Annotated in this window: 16 protein-coding genes; 8 read left to right on the forward strand and 8 right to left on the reverse strand. The window is 44.7% G+C overall.

The window, feature by feature from the left end; translation table 11 throughout:
• Nucleotides 1-146: 146 nt before the first annotated feature.
• The gene (locus tag QUA13_RS09550; RefSeq protein WP_333198109.1) at nt 147-1,481 is read right to left on the reverse strand and encodes a tetratricopeptide repeat protein; all 1,335 of its coding nucleotides are present in this window, start codon (nt 1,479-1,481) and stop codon (nt 147-149) included.
• A gap of 21 nt (nt 1,482-1,502) precedes the next feature.
• Here QUA13_RS09550 and QUA13_RS09555 point away from each other — a divergent pair, with 21 nt between their 5' ends.
• The 4 genes from QUA13_RS09555 to hisC all read left to right on the forward strand — a co-directional run bounded on the left by QUA13_RS09555 (nt 1,503) and on the right by hisC (nt 5,603).
• A complete protein-coding gene (locus tag QUA13_RS09555; RefSeq protein WP_333198110.1) occupies nt 1,503-2,765 on the forward strand; it encodes an esterase-like activity of phytase family protein in 1,263 nt (420 codons plus the stop codon).
• Between the two features lie 185 nt (nt 2,766-2,950).
• Nucleotides 2,951-3,805 carry an alpha/beta hydrolase gene (locus QUA13_RS09560; RefSeq protein WP_333198111.1) on the forward strand — a complete coding sequence of 285 codons (855 nt, stop codon included), beginning with the start codon at nt 2,951-2,953 and terminating at the stop codon, nt 3,803-3,805.
• Nucleotides 3,802-4,515 carry a glycerophosphodiester phosphodiesterase family protein gene (locus QUA13_RS09565; RefSeq protein ID WP_333198112.1) on the forward strand — a complete coding sequence of 238 codons (714 nt, stop codon included), beginning with the start codon at nt 3,802-3,804 and terminating at the stop codon, nt 4,513-4,515. The genes QUA13_RS09560 and QUA13_RS09565 overlap by 4 nt, the downstream gene beginning before the upstream one ends.
• Nucleotides 4,516-4,556: 41 nt before the next feature.
• Nucleotides 4,557-5,603, forward strand: a complete 1,047-nt coding sequence (gene hisC / locus QUA13_RS09570) for a histidinol-phosphate transaminase (protein WP_333198113.1) — start codon at nt 4,557-4,559, stop codon at nt 5,601-5,603.
• An 89-nt stretch (nt 5,604-5,692) separates the two neighbouring features.
• On the opposite strand, the gene QUA13_RS09575 is transcribed toward hisC, so the two are convergent.
• The 7 genes from QUA13_RS09575 to QUA13_RS09605 form a co-directional block, all read right to left on the reverse strand.
• The gene (locus QUA13_RS09575) at nt 5,693-6,160 is read right to left on the reverse strand and encodes a type II toxin-antitoxin system VapC family toxin (protein WP_333198114.1); all 468 of its coding nucleotides are present in this window, start codon (nt 6,158-6,160) and stop codon (nt 5,693-5,695) included.
• Complete coding sequence (locus QUA13_RS09580) at nt 6,154-6,471, reverse strand: antitoxin family protein (protein ID WP_333198115.1); 318 nt, start codon at nt 6,469-6,471, stop codon at nt 6,154-6,156. Before QUA13_RS09580 ends, QUA13_RS09575 begins: the two co-directional genes overlap by 7 nt.
• 46 nt (nt 6,472-6,517) lie before the next feature.
• The gene (locus QUA13_RS09585; protein ID WP_333198116.1) at nt 6,518-7,318 is read right to left on the reverse strand and encodes a class I SAM-dependent methyltransferase; all 801 of its coding nucleotides are present in this window, start codon (nt 7,316-7,318) and stop codon (nt 6,518-6,520) included.
• 143 nt (nt 7,319-7,461) lie between these two features.
• Nucleotides 7,462-9,102, reverse strand: a complete 1,641-nt coding sequence (locus QUA13_RS09590; RefSeq protein ID WP_333198117.1) for a 2-isopropylmalate synthase — start codon at nt 9,100-9,102, stop codon at nt 7,462-7,464.
• A 322-nt stretch (nt 9,103-9,424) separates the two neighbouring features.
• Nucleotides 9,425-9,946, reverse strand: a complete 522-nt coding sequence (locus QUA13_RS09595) for a LabA-like NYN domain-containing protein (protein WP_006633075.1) — start codon at nt 9,944-9,946, stop codon at nt 9,425-9,427.
• A gap of 332 nt (nt 9,947-10,278) precedes the next feature.
• Nucleotides 10,279-10,929, reverse strand: a complete 651-nt coding sequence (locus QUA13_RS09600) for a response regulator transcription factor (RefSeq protein WP_172184679.1) — start codon at nt 10,927-10,929, stop codon at nt 10,279-10,281.
• A 720-nt stretch (nt 10,930-11,649) separates the two neighbouring features.
• Nucleotides 11,650-12,075: a ferredoxin gene (locus QUA13_RS09605; protein WP_333198142.1), complete on the reverse strand. Its 426-nt coding sequence runs from the start codon at nt 12,073-12,075 to the stop codon at nt 11,650-11,652.
• A 263-nt stretch (nt 12,076-12,338) separates the two neighbouring features.
• On the opposite strand from QUA13_RS09605, the gene groES reads away from it, so the two are divergent.
• The 4 genes from groES to QUA13_RS09625 all read left to right on the forward strand — a co-directional run bounded on the left by groES (nt 12,339) and on the right by QUA13_RS09625 (nt 18,167).
• The gene (gene groES, locus QUA13_RS09610) at nt 12,339-12,650 is read left to right on the forward strand and encodes a co-chaperone GroES (RefSeq protein WP_006633072.1); all 312 of its coding nucleotides are present in this window, start codon (nt 12,339-12,341) and stop codon (nt 12,648-12,650) included.
• Between the two features lie 138 nt (nt 12,651-12,788).
• A complete protein-coding gene (groL, locus tag QUA13_RS09615) occupies nt 12,789-14,432 on the forward strand; it encodes a chaperonin GroEL (protein WP_172184675.1) in 1,644 nt (547 codons plus the stop codon).
• 122 nt (nt 14,433-14,554) lie between these two features.
• Nucleotides 14,555-15,556 (forward strand): ATP-binding protein, encoded by a 1,002-nt coding sequence (locus QUA13_RS09620; RefSeq protein WP_333198118.1) that lies wholly within the window; start codon nt 14,555-14,557, stop codon nt 15,554-15,556.
• Between the two features lie 28 nt (nt 15,557-15,584).
• Complete coding sequence (locus tag QUA13_RS09625) at nt 15,585-18,167, forward strand: S8 family peptidase (RefSeq protein WP_333198119.1); 2,583 nt, start codon at nt 15,585-15,587, stop codon at nt 18,165-18,167.
• The last annotated feature ends 26 nt before the right edge of the window (nt 18,168-18,193 follow it).

The raw sequence follows: 18,193 nt of genomic DNA on the forward strand, positions 1-18,193 counted from the left end.
CAAGCTTGTCGCCAGCGACCGTTGCCGTTCAAGACTCACGAACAATGCCTAAATAAGGAACACCTTGACAGGGCTGGGTGTGCATGGCACACCTTACTGCATTTAAATTACTCACATTGCAATTTGTCATTATTGCCTGCAGACAACTACGAAGTTCTTTGCAATTGCTTGTTCACCTTGAGAATCTTCTTATCAAAATACTCTTGTCTGTGTCCTAACTTTTTAGCCACTTCTAACCCTTTTTGATACGATTCCAAAGCCTTATCGTAAGCCTTCATCTCTTGATAAACTTGACCGATATTGTCGTAAGCATTCATCAATCCGTAGAAATTGTAAGCCCGCTCTTCTAACAGCAACTGCATTTGATAAATCCGCAAAGTCGGCTCCCATTGCTTTTGCGCTCGGTAAAGCAATGCTAATTTATCCAAAGCTTCGCTAGCCTGAGCATATTGTTGAATGGGGACGGCTAAATTGTAGGCTTCCTGATAGTATTGAGCTGCTAAATTGATTTGACCGATGGCTTGGTAATCGCTGGCGATCGCAATTTTGAGCGGTGGTATAGCGCTCGGGTTTTGCAGGTTCAAATACACCGATGCTAGTTTTTCCCGGGCTGCGATCGCCTTTAGGGGTTGTTTCGACTGCTGGTAAACGTAAGCCAACTGTCTCAGAGTATCTACCTCAGTTGGAGGAGTTACAGGCTGCGGCGGCGCGCCGTTTCCCGCAACTACAGCAGCATTTGGCACTGCAGAATTAGCAGCAAATAAAGCGCGGTTTTCCTGAATTAAAGTTGCCAATTCCTCATACACGGGAGCAGCTTTATCGTAACTCAACCAATTGATGTGAATTAGCCCGATCGCCTTCAAAATCTGACCTTGAGCCAATATATCTTCGTTTTGGCGCGCATTTTCGAGAATTTCTTGGTAAACTTCTACAGTCGGGCCTTTAGCGCGCACCTGCTGAAAAGCCGCAACCAAGGTGGGGAGCAACTCAGTATTAAGTGGTACTTGGGATTTGACTTGTTTTTGAATTGCTTGCAACCGTTTGGTAATAAGCTGTAGTTCCAGGTTTTTACCGTTACTCCAAGCAACACTTCCAACCCGACTCAAAGCAGCAATTTCCGCCGCCGGGCCCAGATACCTCCGCAGCCGCAATTCTCGGAACCAAATTTCAAAAGCACCCGCGCCGTCTCCAGCTTGCAGTTTAGCCGCTGCTTCTAAGTTTAACTCTTCCAAAGCCGCTGTCAGTTCCTCCCGCTGAGTGCTGCTCAAAGATTCGTTAGCGGGAGCTAGGGGATCGGGTGTGGTAATTTCTAGAGGATTAGGAGAAAATTGATCGAGGCCTGGTGGATTAGTTTGGGCGCTAGCAATCGAACCAGCACACAGCCACAAGAAAAGCAAGCACCCAATTGGCACAGAACTTCTCATTCTCAAAATTTGGTTGCCGCGATTCGGCATCTTTTCTGGAAACATCAAGTTTTGCATATCTACAAAACGGTATAAATTATGTCACAAAGATGGCACAAAAGCAAACAGTTCAACAAGAGCAACAAAATAAATGTCACCGCACTGAGCAATTCTTGGGATTTAAAGACGCTGGGCGATCGTATTTTACGCTTATTTAGTCTAGCCCTTATTATCTTAACTGTTTGCACAGCTTGCGCCCCCCCTCCCGCAGTTGCAAAGGACCGCTCTTTTCCAGAAATGTCTCTAGAATTTTTGGGCGAGTACCAATTGCCAAAAATCAATTTTGAAGGAGTACCAGTCGGCGGTTTGTCAGGAATTACCTACGATCCCAAAGGTATTAGTGCAGTCACTTCCAAAGCTTATCGCTTTTACGCTCTTTCCGACGACCCCAGCGAAAACGGAGAAGCGAGATTTTACAGTCTCCGACTCGACCTCACATCAAGTGACCCAGGAAATATTGGCCTGAAAAAAGTTACCGTTGAAGGTGTTACCTCCCTCAAAAAAGCAGACGGTGAAACCTTCTCTTGGGGTTCCATCAATCCCGAAGGCATCGCCCTTTCTCCCCGCAACTCAGTATTTGTCGCCAGCGAAGGCGTTACTCATGTTGGCATCCCTCCTTTTGTAGGAGAGTTTGACCTCAAAACAGGGCAAATGCGGGGACAATTGCCGATACCAAAGCGCTATATTCCCGATGCCAGCGATGAAAAACAGCAGCAAGGAGTGGTGGACAATTTAGGTTTTGAATCTTTAACCATCGACCCAGAAACTTTTAGTCCGGGCGGTCTCGATCCCTTTCGTTTGTTTGCAGCTACGGAAGCGCCGTTAATGCAAGATTTAGACCCAGAACAGGCAAGCAAACTCCGTCTTTTACATTATATCATCGTCGATAAAACGCCGCAATTACTCTCAGAAAATCTTTACAATCTCGACCAAGTTCCCATGACTATTTTGAACGGTTTAACAGAATTAGTAACTGTCGGTGGCGGTCAGATTTTGAGTTTAGAACGTTCTTTTGGTCTGTCGGGATACAGTGCTAGGATTTATCAAGTAGCGCTTGGGGCGGCTACAGATACTTCGAGAATCCAGAGTTTTAAAGGGCGAGTGGCAATGGTCGAACCTGTTAAGAAAAAGTTGCTGCTAGACTTAAGCGAACTCGGAATTCCGCTATATAATTTAGAAGGAATGACCCTCGGCCCGCGCTTGCCCGACGGTAGCCAGAGTCTAGTTTTGGTCAGCGATGACAATTTTGATGAAGCGCAAAAAACGCAGTTTATGTTGTTGAGTTTAAAAAGCAAAAATTAGGTCAGAAGGGCGGGCTAGAAACCCACTCCACAAGAAGACTTATTCTTTGTGAAATAAGCCTGAAAGCCTGTTGAGGAAAACAGTCCAATAAACTTCACTCTTTGTGGAACAGGCATCTTGCCTGTTCATAAAAATAGTATAAATGAGGTTAAATCAAATTTTTCCAACTATAAAACACCCTAATCATGCCAACTCGTAAGACTTTGCACTTACCAGAAATCGAACTTTCATACCTCGAATGGCAGCCAGAAACTGGGAAAGAAAAATCTCCCCGTTTGCTGCTGCTGCACGGTTTAGCAGATAGTGCGTGTGTCTGGACTAGCTTGGGCAATTACTTGTCCAACCGCTATCATATTGTAGCGCCAGATATGCGCGGTCACGGAGAAAGTAGCAAACCGAAAACAGGCTATACTTTTGAAAGTGCGATCGCAGATTTAGAAGCTTTGATGGCACATCTCAACTGGCCCGACGCCCATATTTTAGGACATTCTTGGACGGGCAAACTAGCAGCGATTTGGGCGAGGCAAAATCCCGATCGCTTTTGCAGTATGATTTTAGTAGACCCAATCTTCATCACCAAACTGCCCGCCGCGATGAAACTCACCCTGCCAATTGTTTACCGAAAATTAGACTGTCTCAAATGTGTGGGCCCGTTTGCGACTTTATCCCAAGCAGAAACAGCAGCAAAACAATCGGGAGAATACGCAGATTGGAGTGACGTGCAGCAAATGGTATTCCAACACCAAATCGAACAAAAATCCGACGGAACTTGGGGCAGTAAATTTGCGATTGCAGCCAGAAATCAGATATTTGCAGAAGTGATGAAAGTTGCCGGTTTAACTGACAATATTGAGATACCGACTTTGTTTGTACAGCCGGAAAAAGGCGTAAATCGCATGGCTTGGCAAATGCAGCCATACAATAGATACTTGAAAAATCTTACCGTTGCAAAAGTACCGGGGAATCACTGGTCTTTTTTGACTCAACAGGAAACTTTTAATCAAACTGTGGCAGAGTTTTTAGAGGGCACAAGACAGTGAATTTAGAAATTATCGCACATCGGGGATTTTCGGCGATCGCCCCCGAGAATACTTTAGCAGCTTTTGAACTGGCGATCGCCCGTGGAGCTCATTCGATCGAATTTGACATCCAGCTATCCGCCGACAACGTATCAGTGATTTTTCACGACGCCACATTAGATAGAATCACTGGAGTTTCTGGCAAAGTTAGGGAAAAAACTCTGTCTGAATTGCAAACACTTAATGCGGGAAAATGGTTTAGCGATGAATTTTCACAACAAAAAATTCCTACCTTAAAAGAATCATTAGCTATCCTCAAAAATGTTGACAAATTTCTTTACTTTGATGTCAAACCTCACTGCGAGTGGTCTGATGCAGATGTCGCGGATTTTGTCAATACTTTGAAGGGGGAAAAAATCCAACACAAATGCGTTATTACTTCCTTTAACGATGGATTTCTGGAACAAGTGCGGCGGCTATCTGGCGATTTGGCGATCGGACACATTGTTGCTAATCTAGAAGCATACAAAATTCAATTTGCTCAAGCTGTGGCGCATCAGGATAATTTGATTAGCAGTCTGTATCGCGTGTTGCTGGAAAACCCCGCACTAATTCAAGAAAGCCGGAGTCAGGGAGTTGACATTGTGGCCTGGACGGTGGACGATCGAGCGGATATGCAAAAGTTAATTGATTTGGGTATCACGCGGATAGTCACTAATTGTTTGATATAATTTTTTAACCGAAGATGAAGGCAGATAAACGCAGATAATCGATGAATTACTTTCGCAAAAGCATCCACGAAATGTCTGGCTATGTGCCGGGGGAACAGCCACCGCTAGGCACAAAAATTATTAAATTAAATTCTAATGAAAATCCCTATCCGCCTTCTCCCAAAGCTTTAAAAGTGCTTCAGGAAATAGACGGAGAAATTTTGCGGCGCTATCCAGATCCAACTGGCAAAAGTTTCCGCATTGCTGCTAGTCAAGTTTTGGGAGTGGCTGACGATTGGATTGTTGTAGGTAACGGCAGCGACGATTTATTAAACTTGATAGTTCGCGCTGTGGGCGAATCTGGGAAACAGATTGTTTGTCCCGCGCCAACCTATGTATTGTACCGCACTTTGGCAGCAATTCAAGATGCAGAATTTGTTGAAGTTCCTTATCCCGACGACTACAAGTTACCAGTTGATTTGCTAATAGCAGCCCAGGGTGCTGTGACATTTGTAGCTTCGCCAAACAGTCCATCGGGAACAGCCATATCTGTTGCAGATTTGGAGAAACTGGCTAAAGAGTTATCGGGCATTCTTGTGATCGACGAAGCTTATGTAGATTTCGCCGAAGAAAATGCTTTGGAGTTGACAAAAAAGTACAGTAATGTTATTATTTTGAGAACTCTTTCAAAAGGTTATTCGCTCGCCGGATTGAGGTTGGGTTTTGCCATAGCAAATCCGGCGCTGCTGGCTGAATTAAATAAAGTCAAAGACAGCTATAATGTGGATGCTTTAGCTTATGCGGTGGGGGCGGGTGCGATCGCCGATCGAGACCACAAAACAGCCAACGCCGAAAAGATTAAGGCTTCCAGGGCAAAACTAGCTGTTAGCTTCCAGGAATTAGGTTTTGAAGTTTGGCCCTCGCAAGCCAACTTTTTGTTAGTTAGGCCACCAAACGGCGATGCAGAAAGAATTTATCAAACACTGAAAGTACGGGGAATATTGATTCGATACTTCAATCAGCCGCGATTAGAAGACAAATTGCGGATTAGTGTAGGTACGGAGGAACAGAATCAAATTTTAGTTAAAACTTTGAAAGAAATTCTCTAAATAACGATCGCACTAAAAGTAGTTTCTAGTAATGACTTTAGTCCTCTGATTTTTATGAGGACTTGAATTCCTGACTACACACAGCTTGATTACTGATAATTATTAGGATTATCAATCGCCAACCCTGCCAACTGAGCAATATCCAGCAATCTGTTGTCCGCCGAAACAAAAATTAGTTGAGTTTCTGGTATTGACATGAGCAAAGATTTAACGTACAAACCAGACGCCAACTGCACAGCATCATAAGCGCGCAAAGGGTATTGCACAACCAATTGACCTGCACTTTCAATCAACGCTTGGTCAACTTCAATGATTCGATACTTGGTATCGAATTCATTGCGAAACTTTTGCAAAATTATGTCAAGTTCACCAGCAGACATACTCCCCTCCCGCTGACGACGCGACAAGGCGCTGTGTAACTCCACCCATGTAATCTGGCTAATAGTTAAATCGTTATTTGCATCCACATCAGTAATCGATTGAATCCAATTACTCCCTGTTTCAGGCACGTAACGTTTGACCAAAGCGCTGGTATCTAGAAAATAAGTATTTACCACGGGCCGCGATCCTCTATAACTATTTCAGAGACAGGTGTCCCCGGTCTTCCCTTTAGTTCTTCAAATAATTCGCGCCATTTCTCTTCACGTCGTGCTAATTCAACAGGATCGAGCTTACCCTGCTTATTTGGCAAACGCACCAATCCCCGTACATCCATCAACTTAATCGCCTTTTCGCGATCGCCCTTGAGTTCTTCCGGCGAAACTTCCGCTACAATTGTGATTTGCACAGTTTCCCCATCATTCAATAACAAAGGACTCAGGGGACGAAAAACCCCGTTTTCGTAGATAGCAGTAATAGTTTCTGGCATAATTAGCCTCTTAATTAAATGCTTTGACTTATTGTACTTCTTTTAATTACTTCGTTGCCACCACAGCCAAATTCCAAGCCAAGCGCTTCATCAAAGGCAACTTTTTCAAAAATTCATCCAACTCTTCTAACCGAGAGTATTCCGGTTTCAATCTATCTTGTTCAATGATAATCTTTTTCCAATAACGCTCCTCATTTGGATGCACTTTTTCTATCAAATAAAAGCGCAAAAAAACCCAAAGCGATGTCAGCCAAAACGTATCATAAGCCGTCTCCGAAAACAAAGACTTGACAAAAGTTACAATATTAATATCTAAAGGAGTTTCATCCTCCGTCCGCACCTCAGTTGCCATCCTGCGGTAAACATTAATCACAGGATTGTGCTTCATCGGGTCCCAAAAACAAGCTTTTCCCCCAGGCTTTAAGACGCGGTGCATTTCGCGAATTGCCTTTTCTGGTTCCGGTAAATGGTGCAACAAATTAGAAGCATAAACAATATCAAAACTATTGTCCGGGAAATCCATCGCCATTGCATTTACAGTGCAGCCCTCTATTTTGACGCCGTTTTTCTCAGCCAATTTCAGGGCAACTTCTACCATGCCCTGAGAATAGTCAGCCGCTACACAATTCGCACCTTTTTTAGCAAAATAAACGCTATTTTCTCCCGCGCCGCAGCCTAAATCTAACAGGCGTTTGCCTGTAATATCGCCCATTTGCTGGACGATAAATCTATTTTCTGGGGCGGTACAAGCTTCAAAGTAATCATTGACTCGAATGCCGTCTATATCGATTGTGGATGCCCAAGCATCGTGGAATTGCCGCTCTTTTTTTAAAGTTTCGTCTTGCATTTTTCAAGAGTTTGTTATTGGTAAAATAAATTAATTTTAAACCGCAGATGAACGCGGATTAACGCAGATTTATTGAGATCTATCTGCTGTTATGTGCGTTCGTCTGCGGTTTGTTTCAAGAAAAATGGCTGACAAGAAATTTATCAGCGCTGTGCTTTTGCAACAACTTGATTTCCGCTCTGAGTTGGCTGTTCTGAGGATTTTTCAGGATTAGACTGCAATGCCTGATAGAGGCGATTTAAAGCGCTGATGTATGCTTCTGCGGACGCTACGATAATGTCGGTATTTGCTGAGTGACCGGAAAATACTTTGCCTTCGTGGCGCAAGCGAATTGTTACTTCCCCGATCGCATCAATTCCGGCTGTTACCGATTGTACAGAAAACTCGATCAACTCGTTGGGTACGTTTACCACCCGGTTAATTGCCCTGTAAATCGCATCCACAGGCCCGGTGCCGATCGCAGCATCGGTCAATTCTTCGCCCGCCGGAGTCCGCACGGTTACGGTTGCTGTCGGGCGAGATTTGTCGCCGCAGGAAACCTGCACCAATTCTAACCGGAACAGTTCCGGTGCTTGGTGCACTTCGTTATTGGCGATCGCCTCTAAATCCCAATCAGTAATCTCTTTTTTCTTGTCTGCCAAATCTTTAAACTTGACAAAAGCCTTATTTAGCTCATCGTCTGCCATTTCAAAACCCAACTCTTTCAAGCGAGTATGAAAAGCGTGGCGGCCGGATAATTTGCCCAAGACGATTTGATTTTCCGTCAAGCCGATCGACTCAGCATCCATAATCTCGTATGTCAGCTTATTTTTCAGCACCCCGTCTTGGTGAATTCCCGACTCGTGAGCGAAAGCATTTGCCCCGACAATCGCCTTATTTGGCTGCACCAACATCCCCGTCAAATTGGAAACCAAGCGGGAAGTTTTGTAAATTTGGCGCGAGTCAATATTTGTCAGCGGTTCCTCAGAATCCGCAGCCCGGCCCAAGAACGGATTATAATATTGGCGCCGCACGTAAAGGGCCATTACCAACTCTTCCAGAGCTGCATTTCCCGCCCGTTCGCCAATTCCGTTAATCGTGCATTCTAACTGTCTGGCACCATTTTTTACGGCTTCCAAAAAGTTAGCAACAGCCAATCCTAAGTCATTGTGACCGTGAACCGAAATAATTGCGCGATCGATATTCGGCACATTTTCCTTAATTCCCCGAATCAATGCCCCAAACTCGCTCGGAGTCGTGTAGCCGACTGTATCGGGAATATTAACAGTAGTCGCACCCGCTGCGATCGCCCGTTCCAGAACCTGATACAAAAACTCCGGTTCCGATCGGCAAGCATCTTCCGGAGAAAACTCCACATCATCCACAAAAGACTTAGCGTAAGCCACCATTTCCGGCACAATTTCCAGAATCTCAGCCCGCGTCTTTTTCAACTTATGCTCCAAGTGAATATCAGACGTAGCCAGAAACGTATGAATTCGCGCATTGGCCGCTGGTTTCAGAGCCTCTGCTGCTCTTTTAATATCCGGCTTTCTCGCCCGTGCTAAACCGCAAATTGTCGGCCCATGTTCCGTGCCAACCGATCGGGCTATTTTTTGGACTGCCTCAAAATCTCCCGTGCTGGTGAAAGGGAAACCCGCTTCAATCACATCCACGCCCAATCTTGCTAACTGGCGAGCGATCGTCAGCTTTTCATCCACATTCAGAGATGCACCCGGAGATTGTTCTCCGTCCCGCAAAGTCGTATCGAAAATAATAATCCGGTCTTGACTTGGTTGAGTTTTCATAGCTCTAAAAAAGTGTTTTCCTGATTTTTACTTGTCCGTTTTTCTGGGTTTTTAGCCCCCAGTCAGTCGATTTTAGATTTTAGATTTTAGATTTTAGATTTACTCCACAGATGAATCTGGGAACTTGAACCTTAGTCTAAAATTTTGGGCTACTGGCGGCTCCTATCGGAAAGCAAGTATGCGTTTTTGGGCGGGGGCAGCAGTCCCGTGTTTCGCGCCAATAACGAATAATTAATAACCCATAACCCATAACTACTGACTAATGACTAATAACTACTAACTACTGACTAATGACTAATGACTAATAACTACTAACTACTGACTAATAATCCATTTTCTCGATATGTTCCCTAATTTCATTTAGGTCTATATACCTATCTGTAGCATTTCGTAACTCTCTAGCAATCATTCCTTCGGTTGATACCACAGTAATATGAGTATTTTTAGATCGCAACAGCTCGATCGCCCGCTCAAAATCCCCATCCCCGCTAAACAGCACAACTTGGTCGTACTGATCCACCGTATTAAACATATCAACAACAATCTCAATGTCTAAATTAGCCTTTTGAGAATATCTGCCCGAAGCATCATCGTAATATTCCTTAAGAATCTTAGTGCGAACCGTGTAACCCAGACTGATCAAGGCATCTCGAAATCCCCTTTGATCTTGCGGGTCTTTCAGACCCGTATACCAGAAAGCATTGATCAAGATGACATTCGGCTGCGAAGTTTTGAAATATTCGAGCACCCTGCGAGGATCAAAAAACCAACCGTTCTTTTGTTGAGCGTAGAACATATTGTTCCCGTCCACAAAAATAGAAAGGCGGTTCATTAAGTTTGTCATAGAAACTTAGACCTAATAATTGTAGAAAGAAGTTAATCTAAATATCACATTTTAGCAACATGGAGCTAACTGAGGCAATAGATTAGACTTCAGAAAACTCCATCCCCCCAGTATTTCATATTTTAGGCTCTACCGCCAGAGGGCTCTTTTAACCCTGCTTGGATTCGATCGAGCGGCCCTCACAAACCAGACGCCCAGTAACTCAATACCGGCTGCCCTGTCCAGGTTAATAGGGCTTCAAACTACCGCCCTACCGCCCTACCGCCCAGCAGGCATACCGAAGCGCAGAGCACTCGCTTTTGCTCCCTGATTTGATAGCAGAGTACCTCAGCTCAAGCCTTTTTGCTTTCAAGGGCCCAGCGAGCTAACTCTGTCCGGTTGTGCAGACCTGTTTTGCCCAGCATATTGCTGACGTGGCTCTCTATAGTCCGCTGGCTGACATTCATCACGTCTGCGATTTGTCGGTTTGCCATACCCTGCGCTAGCAACTGTACCACCTTTAACTCAGTGGGAGTCAATTCGACATTGCGGCGCGCCTTAATTTTTGGGCCGCTCTCAATACCTGGATTTGAGTGACGAATCAAGCGGGAGGCTGCTTTCAGAGAAGATTCTACTTGGGCTACCAGTTCTTCTGGTTCAAAAGGCTTGACTATATAAACGTCAGCCCCAGTGCTCAAGCCTTTTACTCGGTCTGAACTTTGACCTTTGGCGGACAAGAAAAGAACCGGAATCCAGCTCGTGCGCGGGTCTTCTCTGATGTATTTGACTAAAGTGTACCCGTCCATTTCCGGCATCATCACATCGCATATGATCAAATCGGGGACTTCTTGTTCGAGCTTTTCTAGAGCGTCTCTGCCGTTTTCTGCTGTAATGACGTTGTAACCCCGAAACTCCAAGTAATCCTTGACTAGCAAGATTAAGTTCGGGTCGTCGTCAACCAGCATCAGCCGTTTTTGATCTCCTGAATTATTGTCTTTTGTCATGTTTATTCCCGCTAAAGTATCCCGCTCGCTTCCTTTTTTTCACTCGTGTTTTTTCCGTCACTCCGCCAACACCCCGGCTGGGGGTGGAGGACTGCCGTCGGGTGAAACGATCGCCCTCAGGGGAAAGCGGGGCAGGTGTTACCGCTTCCCAACCAGCGATTGACGCCCGTTTGTGAATGTCTTGCGACTAGGAACGGAGCCAAAACCTATAAGGTACATCTTCACAAAAGCCTGTCAATGGCAGGCATCCTGCCTGCCCCACCAGAGTTATTGGAGATGTGTAATGGACGAATATCGCCCGTTGTCACTATCGGTCTTGATTGATTGGAGACTCTCTGGGAGAGCCCAAGTTAAATATTTAATCTCGATCGGTTTAATTGGTTGATGCCCCAGTTTTAAATGATACTTCTGATATAGAGAAATTTAAGCAGACTCCCTACTTACGTATTTAACTGTTTCTAGTGTAGTTTGGCAAACTGCTTAGTGTCGGCCACTGAGAAACTTTTGCACAAAATTTCACACTTTCTCCGATCGATTTATTCGGGCGTACCTTTTGAGCAACACCAGCGACAAGCCAAGCCCGACTACCAAGACAACCTAACTACAGTTTTTTTGCTCTGTAGCAGGTGCGATCGCCTGGGAGCCTAACGGTCTAAAATTCTCACTTTTAACCTTAAACTTAACATCTAAGTATAACTTTGTACTTTAACAGCGCTATACTTAAATGTTTGGCTCTGCCTCAGGAGGCACAGGCAAAGGATGAGTCAAGAAAGCGTATTCTTGAACGACCTTTGAGTTTAGAAGATGTTCCTGAATAATTCTCTCAATGACGGGGGGAGTAACGTCGCGATACCACACTCCGTCTGGATAGACTACCACGATCGGGCCAGACGCGCACACTCGCAGGCAATTGGCTTTGGTGCGAAAGACGCAGGTTGGTCGATCGGCACTTGGCTTGTCCAACCCCAATTCTTGCAAGCGTTTTTTTAAGTAATTCCACGCCTCCAGACTGGTTTGCCGAGCGCAGCACTTGGGCACGGTTTGGTCGGCACAGATAAAAATATGCCGCTCGATTTTAGCGAGACCCAGGCTTTGGACGCAAGCGCTCAAGCCTTGGCTGCAATATTCCTCGTTAGGTTCAAGCATTTTATTCATTCGTCAACAGTAATTGGTTAGCGAGCAAAAGTCATCACCGCAGCCCCCACTCCCCCCTACCCCTCTCCTTGGCCCCCACTCATTCTCGGTTCGGGAACCCGTACTGACAACTAAGTTGCGATCGCCCCTTTCTAGAGCTAAATTAGCACTCAGGAGTCGAGAGTGCTAATATGTCAGTTGTAAGCAGTCGGCTGTTGCTTTTATAGCGACCCTGACGGCTGACTGACTAGGATCTGTAATCTGGAGATTTATTTATGGCAGCAGTATCACTGAGTGTTTCTACCGTTAAACCGTTAGGCGAGCGCGTGTTCGTGAAAGTAAGCGCTAGCGAAGAAAAAACCGCCGGCGGCATCCTTCTGCCCGACACAGCGAAAGAAAAGCCCCAAGTAGGCGAAGTCGCGGCAGTGGGCCCCGGCAAGCGCAATGACGACGGCAGCCGCACTGAAATGGAAGTCAAAGTCGGCGACAAAGTTCTCTACTCGAAGTACGCCGGCACCGACATCAAACTCGGCACAGACGAATACGTCTTGCTTGCAGAAAAAGACATTCTGGCGATCGTTAACTAATTAATCATTAGTCATCAGTCCTTAGTCATCAGTCATTAGTTTAAAGCGAACGCCGCCAAACAACTAATGACACGGGACAAATGACTAAAATCCATCATCCCCAATCCAAAATCTCAAACCTTCTCATCCCCAAAAACTATGGCTAAGCGTATCATCTACAACGAAAATGCACGTCGCGCCCTCGAACGCGGTATGGACATTTTGGCCGAAGCAGTGGCCGTAACCCTCGGCCCCAAAGGCCGTAACGTGGTTCTCGAAAAGAAATTCGGAGCTCCTCAGATCGTCAATGACGGCGTTACCATCGCCAAAGAAATCGAACTAGAAGACCACGTAGAAAATACAGGCGTTGCTCTAATTCGTCAAGCTGCTTCCAAAACCAACGACGCAGCAGGCGACGGTACCACCACTGCTACCGTTTTGGCTCACGCAATGGTCAAAGAAGGCCTGCGGAACGTAGCAGCCGGTGCAAATGCGATCGCCCTCAAGCGCGGTGTTGACAAAGCAACCACCTTTTTGGTAGAAAAAATTGCCGAACACGCCAAACAAGTAGAAGATTCCAAAGCCATCGCTCAAGTCGGCTCCATCTCTGCTGGTAACGACGATGAAGTCGGTCAAATGATTGCCAACGCAATGGACAAGGTGGGCAAAGAAGGCGTGATTTCCCTGGAAGAAGGGAAGTCTATGACCACCGAATTGGAAATCACCGAAGGGATGCGCTTCGACAAAGGCTACATTTCTCCCTACTTCGTCACCGACACCGAACGGATGGAAGCGATTCTCGAAGAACCGTTCATCTTGCTGACAGACAAGAAAATCGCTTTGGTACAAGATTTAGTACCTGTGCTCGAACAAGTAGCTCGTTCCGGCCGCCCGCTGTTGATCATTGCAGAAGACATTGAGAAAGAAGCTTTAGCTACCCTCGTTGTCAACAAACTGCGCGGTGTGTTGAACGTGACTGCTGTGAAAGCACCCGGTTTTGGCGATCGACGCAAAGCCATGTTAGAAGATATCGCCGTATTGACCGGCGGTCAACTAATCACCGAAGACGCCGGTTTGAAACTGGAAAATACCAAGCTCGACATGATCGGCAAAGCCCGCCGCATCACCATCACTAAAGACAGCACCACAATTGTTGCTGAAGGTAACGAAGTCGCCGTCAAGTCCCGCTGCGAACAAATTCGCCGTCAAATGGACGAAACCGAGTCTTCCTACGACAAAGAAAAGCTGCAAGAACGTTTGGCCAAATTGGCTGGTGGCGTCGCAGTGATCAAAGTCGGCGCGGCTACCGAAACAGAAATGAAGGATCGCAAACTGCGTCTTGAAGATGCGATCAACGCTACCAAAGCTGCTGTAGAAGAAGGAATTGTTCCTGGCGGCGGTACAACTTTGGCTCACCTGACTCCTCAATTGGAAGAGTGGGCTAACAGCAGCCTGAAGGGCGAAGAATTGACCGGTGCTTTGATTGTGGCACGGGCTCTGGCTGCTCCTCTGAAGCGGATTGCTGAAAATGCAGGTTTGAACGGCGCTGTGATTGCTGAGCGCGTCAAAGAAAAGCCGTTTAACGTCGGTTTCAACGCAGCGACAAATGAGTTTGTCGATATGTTTGAAGCTGGTATCGTTGACCCCGCGAAGGTGACTCGTTCTGCTCTGCAAAATGCCGCATCTATTGCTGGTATGGTGCTGACAACCGAGTGCATCGTCGTTGACAAGCCCGAACCGAAGGACGGCGCTGCTGCTGCTGGCGCTGGCGGCGGCATGGGCGGCGGCGACTTCGATTACTAATTAATCGTCGTCTTTAAAGTAGGTGGGGGCGCAAGGGCCCTCACCTACTTTATTTTAATTAAGTAGTTGATTAATAAATCAAGTATCATAGTGGTGTACTCTCTACTATAGTGAGAGGCGCTATGAAAGCAGAAGTTCTTAAAAGATTATTTAGGGCGATCGCCAGTGCCGACACAGAGGCGATCGACAAACTCACACACCTAGTCATTGAGGAAGAGCGCCAGAAGGGACACACGCTACTAGCCGACCAATTAGAGAATATTACCAAAAAGAGCCAGAAAGAGAAATCGACCTCTAACACCAAAGCAGCTTCGCCAGTACCAAATAGCCTACAAGCTTTAAGCGAACTGCCTACAAGTAAGCGATTAAACCTTCCTTTAGTGACTGTCATCGGAAGGGAAAAACTGCGGCATCACATGGTGCTTCCTGAAGTTATTGAAAAACGTTTCCAGCGAATTGAGCGCGAGTATGCAGCAAGAGATAGGCTTGCTCTTCACGGACTCCGCTACAGACAAAAAATTCTTCTGTACGGTTTCCCCGGCTGTGGTAAGACACTCGGAGCAGAGCGTTTAGCTTGGAATACAGGTTTACCACTTCTCAAAGTTCGATTTGATGCAATGGTATCATCTTTTTTAGGCGAAACGGCGAGTAATTTGAGGCTGGTTTTTGAAGAAGCATCAAAAAATCCCTGTTTGTTGTTTCTTGATGAATGCGACTCAATTGCTAAATCAAGAGAAGACCATCAGGAAGTAGGAGAAATTAAGCGAGTTGTAAATACATTTCTTCAAATTTTGGATGAATATGAACCCACCTCAGGTCTGATTGTAGCAGCTACAAACCTCACTAAATCTCTTGATACTGCACTGTGGAGACGATTTGACGATTTGATTGAAGTACCAAAGCCCGGAGAAAAAGAGTTAGAATTTATCCTAAAAGAAACACTATCTGCTATGGAAGTAGGCTCTATTAACTGGCCTGTGCTCATAGCTCAGATGAGAGATTTTTCTGCCGCTCAAGCTGTGAGGGTTGCACAAGATGCTGCTAAACGGGCAATTCTTGAGCGAGAGGAGCTGGTGATTCACGAACACTTGGAAGAAGCGATTAAAGAAATCAAGGTTGCATAAATTTATTTTTTTGTGTCAGGAGAAGTAAATGGTTGAACGTTCTGATAGATTTCCGCATATTCAGCTCAGCCTTGCAAAAAAAGGAATTGCTGCACCACAAGGAGGAGGTAGCAAGAAAGCTCCTCAAACACTCGCAAATTCTGGTGACAGATGGGGACATGGTAGTAGGCTAAATAGTTCAGTATCATCCATAACTGCTAATTGGAAAGATACTGAAGAAAAACGAGAAGAAGAAGAGCAACCCGAACTTCCTAAATCTCGACGCATTATCTTAAAAATAGATCCAAATTCTTTCGATCCAGAGAGTCTTAAATCCTATGGGATTGAGCTAATTGCCGAGATTGAAGATGGATACATTATTGGTGCATCAGCAGATTTAGAACTTAGTGAACTGCGAAATAAAATAGGAAAATTTATTAGAGAAGAATATGGTGGTGCAAAAGTTGCAGAAATCTGGGAGCTGATTGACGGAATTAAAAAGCCAGAATACATTCTTTCGCCAGAATTAATGGCTCATTGGGATCTAGTTAAAGATGACCAGATATACACAGTTGATGTAGGTATTGCTTGTTTAGGGATTACAGCTAAGTTGCCTAATTCTCCAAAGAGAGAAACTAATGAAAGTGATGAGCATTTTGAAAAAAGAGTTAATCTTTGGATTGACAAACGTGACTTTACCTATGAAAAGTGGGATGATATAAAGTCCGAAAGAGAAAATGAGTTCACAGAATTTATTCAAAATTATAAAGGAGAAATATTAAATATAGTTGATGGAAGTATTCCTCAATCAGCTAAATTACCAGATAGTTTTTCCTGTAGAATTCAAATTTCAGGTAAAGGATTAAAAGATTTAGTTTTCAACTTTCCTTATATTTTTGATGTCAGTGAGCCTGATGAGTTTGCTGAATTTGTTGAGCGAGAAGCTTTATCTGATGTTGATACTCCTACTTTCAAACTACAAGCACCGAAATTAAATGCTCCCAAGGTATGTGTTATAGATAGTGGGATTCAAGAAAGGCATCCTCTCTTAAAAGCAGCAATTGATTGCGATAATTCAACATCTTGGGTGCCGGGAGAAACCGACCAAATTGCTGACCGTGTTAGGAATGGCGGCCACGGAACCAGGGTAGCTGGTGCAGTCATTTACCCCATAACCGTACCTCGTACTGGAAAGGAAAAAGCTATTTGCTGGATTCAAAATGCTAGAGTCCTTGATGTTAATTGTCAACTACCTAAACAGCTATTTCCACCGAAATTGCTAGGTGATATTGTGGACTTTTATCACGGTCAAACAAAAACTAGAATTTTTAATCATTCTATTACTGGGTCTGTTCCGTGCCACACCCAATATATGAGTCCTTGGGCAGCGGCGATTGATAATTTGACCTGGAAAAATGATATATTGTTTATTGTGGCAGCAGGTAATTTACCTTTCAGTGGAAAAATAGGATATACAAGATTATCTGTCAAAGATCATCTGGCAGCAAATCGGCTATGTCCAGATTATCTTTTAGAAAATTCTTGTAGAATTGCTAACCCTGCACAAAGTTTTCAAGCCTTAACCGTTGGCTCAATTTCTCCCGATTCTTATCATGCACTACCCTATTATTCAATATCACAAAAGGATAAACCCTCAGCTTTTTCATGCTCTGGGTTAGGAATTTGGGATACAATTAAACCGGAAGTAGTTGAATATGGTGGGGACTTAATAAAAGATGAATCAATACCACCTAACATTATTTCACGTAAAGAAGTTTGTCCTGAATTAGTACGATCGACTTTGAATGGTGGGCCAGCAGTTGCTGCTGACACGGTGGGAACGTCATTTGCTACGCCAAAAGTCAGCCATATAGCAGCGTGTCTTGCTGCTGAGTTGCCGGATGAGAGTTGCCTTTTACATCGTGCGCTGATAGTACAATCAGCCAGATGGCCAGAGTGGGCAGAAGAAAAACTTGATACTGTTCGTCAAATTGGTTATGGTATTCCCAATATCGATCGCGCTTTAGGTAATTCTCCCAATCGCATCACTTTGATTACCAGAGGAAATAATCGTATCAAAGCCAGACAGGCTCATGTTTACCAAGTTAAAATGCCAGAAGGATTGCGTAGTCAGGGAAAAGAACATGAGATTTTGGTAGAAGTTACTCTATCTTACAAAGCACAACCACGTCGAACTCGTAGAAATCGCAGAAAATATCTTTCAACTTGGCTGGATTGGGATTGTAGCAAAAAGGAAGAAGATCCAGAAAAATTTCTGGCGAGAATTTTAAAAGAGTATGATACTCCAGAGAATGCAGATAAGGGACAGGAAGTTTTTCAGTGGACTATTGGCAAAAAAGCGAAAAACTATGGAAAAATTCATGGTGTTTCTAGAAGCGCGGGAACTGTTCAAAAGGATTGGACGGTTGTCAAATCATTTCAACTCAGAGAAGCATTCTGCATTGCAGTAGTTGGACATGAAGGCTGGAATAACGATCCAGATGCTGAAGCACCATATTCTCTCGTTATTAGCTTTGAAGCAATAGCATCGGAGCTTCCCATTTACGGTCCATTTGTTGAGGCTCAAGTCGAAATAGAATTAGAGCAACAGGTGGAAATTAACTCAATATGATGTAGCTAAAGTAGCTAAATGCGAGC

Source organism: Microcoleus sp. S28C3, assembly GCF_036700785.1.
GTDB classification, from domain to species: Bacteria; Cyanobacteriota; Cyanobacteriia; order Cyanobacteriales; family Microcoleaceae; genus Microcoleus; species Microcoleus asticus.

What these genes read in the sequence shown, in the direction of transcription:
- QUA13_RS09550 (WP_333198109.1), bottom strand. Translation starts at nt 1,481, where the DNA reads ATGCAAAACTTGATGTTTCCAGAAAAGATGCCGAATCGCGGCAACCAA.
- QUA13_RS09555 (WP_333198110.1), top strand. Translation starts at nt 1,503, where the DNA reads ATGTCACAAAGATGGCACAAAAGCAAACAGTTCAACAAGAGCAACAAA.
- QUA13_RS09560 (WP_333198111.1), top strand. Translation starts at nt 2,951, where the DNA reads ATGCCAACTCGTAAGACTTTGCACTTACCAGAAATCGAACTTTCATAC.
- hisC (WP_333198113.1), top strand. Translation starts at nt 4,557, where the DNA reads ATGAATTACTTTCGCAAAAGCATCCACGAAATGTCTGGCTATGTGCCG.
- QUA13_RS09580 (WP_333198115.1), bottom strand. Translation starts at nt 6,471, where the DNA reads ATGCCAGAAACTATTACTGCTATCTACGAAAACGGGGTTTTTCGTCCC.
- QUA13_RS09585 (WP_333198116.1), bottom strand. Translation starts at nt 7,318, where the DNA reads ATGCAAGACGAAACTTTAAAAAAAGAGCGGCAATTCCACGATGCTTGG.
- QUA13_RS09590 (WP_333198117.1), bottom strand. Translation starts at nt 9,102, where the DNA reads ATGAAAACTCAACCAAGTCAAGACCGGATTATTATTTTCGATACGACT.
- QUA13_RS09595 (WP_006633075.1), bottom strand. Translation starts at nt 9,946, where the DNA reads ATGACAAACTTAATGAACCGCCTTTCTATTTTTGTGGACGGGAACAAT.
- QUA13_RS09600 (WP_172184679.1), bottom strand. Translation starts at nt 10,929, where the DNA reads ATGACAAAAGACAATAATTCAGGAGATCAAAAACGGCTGATGCTGGTT.
- QUA13_RS09605 (WP_333198142.1), bottom strand. Translation starts at nt 12,075, where the DNA reads ATGCTTGAACCTAACGAGGAATATTGCAGCCAAGGCTTGAGCGCTTGC.
- groES (WP_006633072.1), top strand. Translation starts at nt 12,339, where the DNA reads ATGGCAGCAGTATCACTGAGTGTTTCTACCGTTAAACCGTTAGGCGAG.
- groL (WP_172184675.1), top strand. Translation starts at nt 12,789, where the DNA reads ATGGCTAAGCGTATCATCTACAACGAAAATGCACGTCGCGCCCTCGAA.
- QUA13_RS09620 (WP_333198118.1), top strand. Translation starts at nt 14,555, where the DNA reads ATGAAAGCAGAAGTTCTTAAAAGATTATTTAGGGCGATCGCCAGTGCC.
- QUA13_RS09625 (WP_333198119.1), top strand. Translation starts at nt 15,585, where the DNA reads ATGGTTGAACGTTCTGATAGATTTCCGCATATTCAGCTCAGCCTTGCA.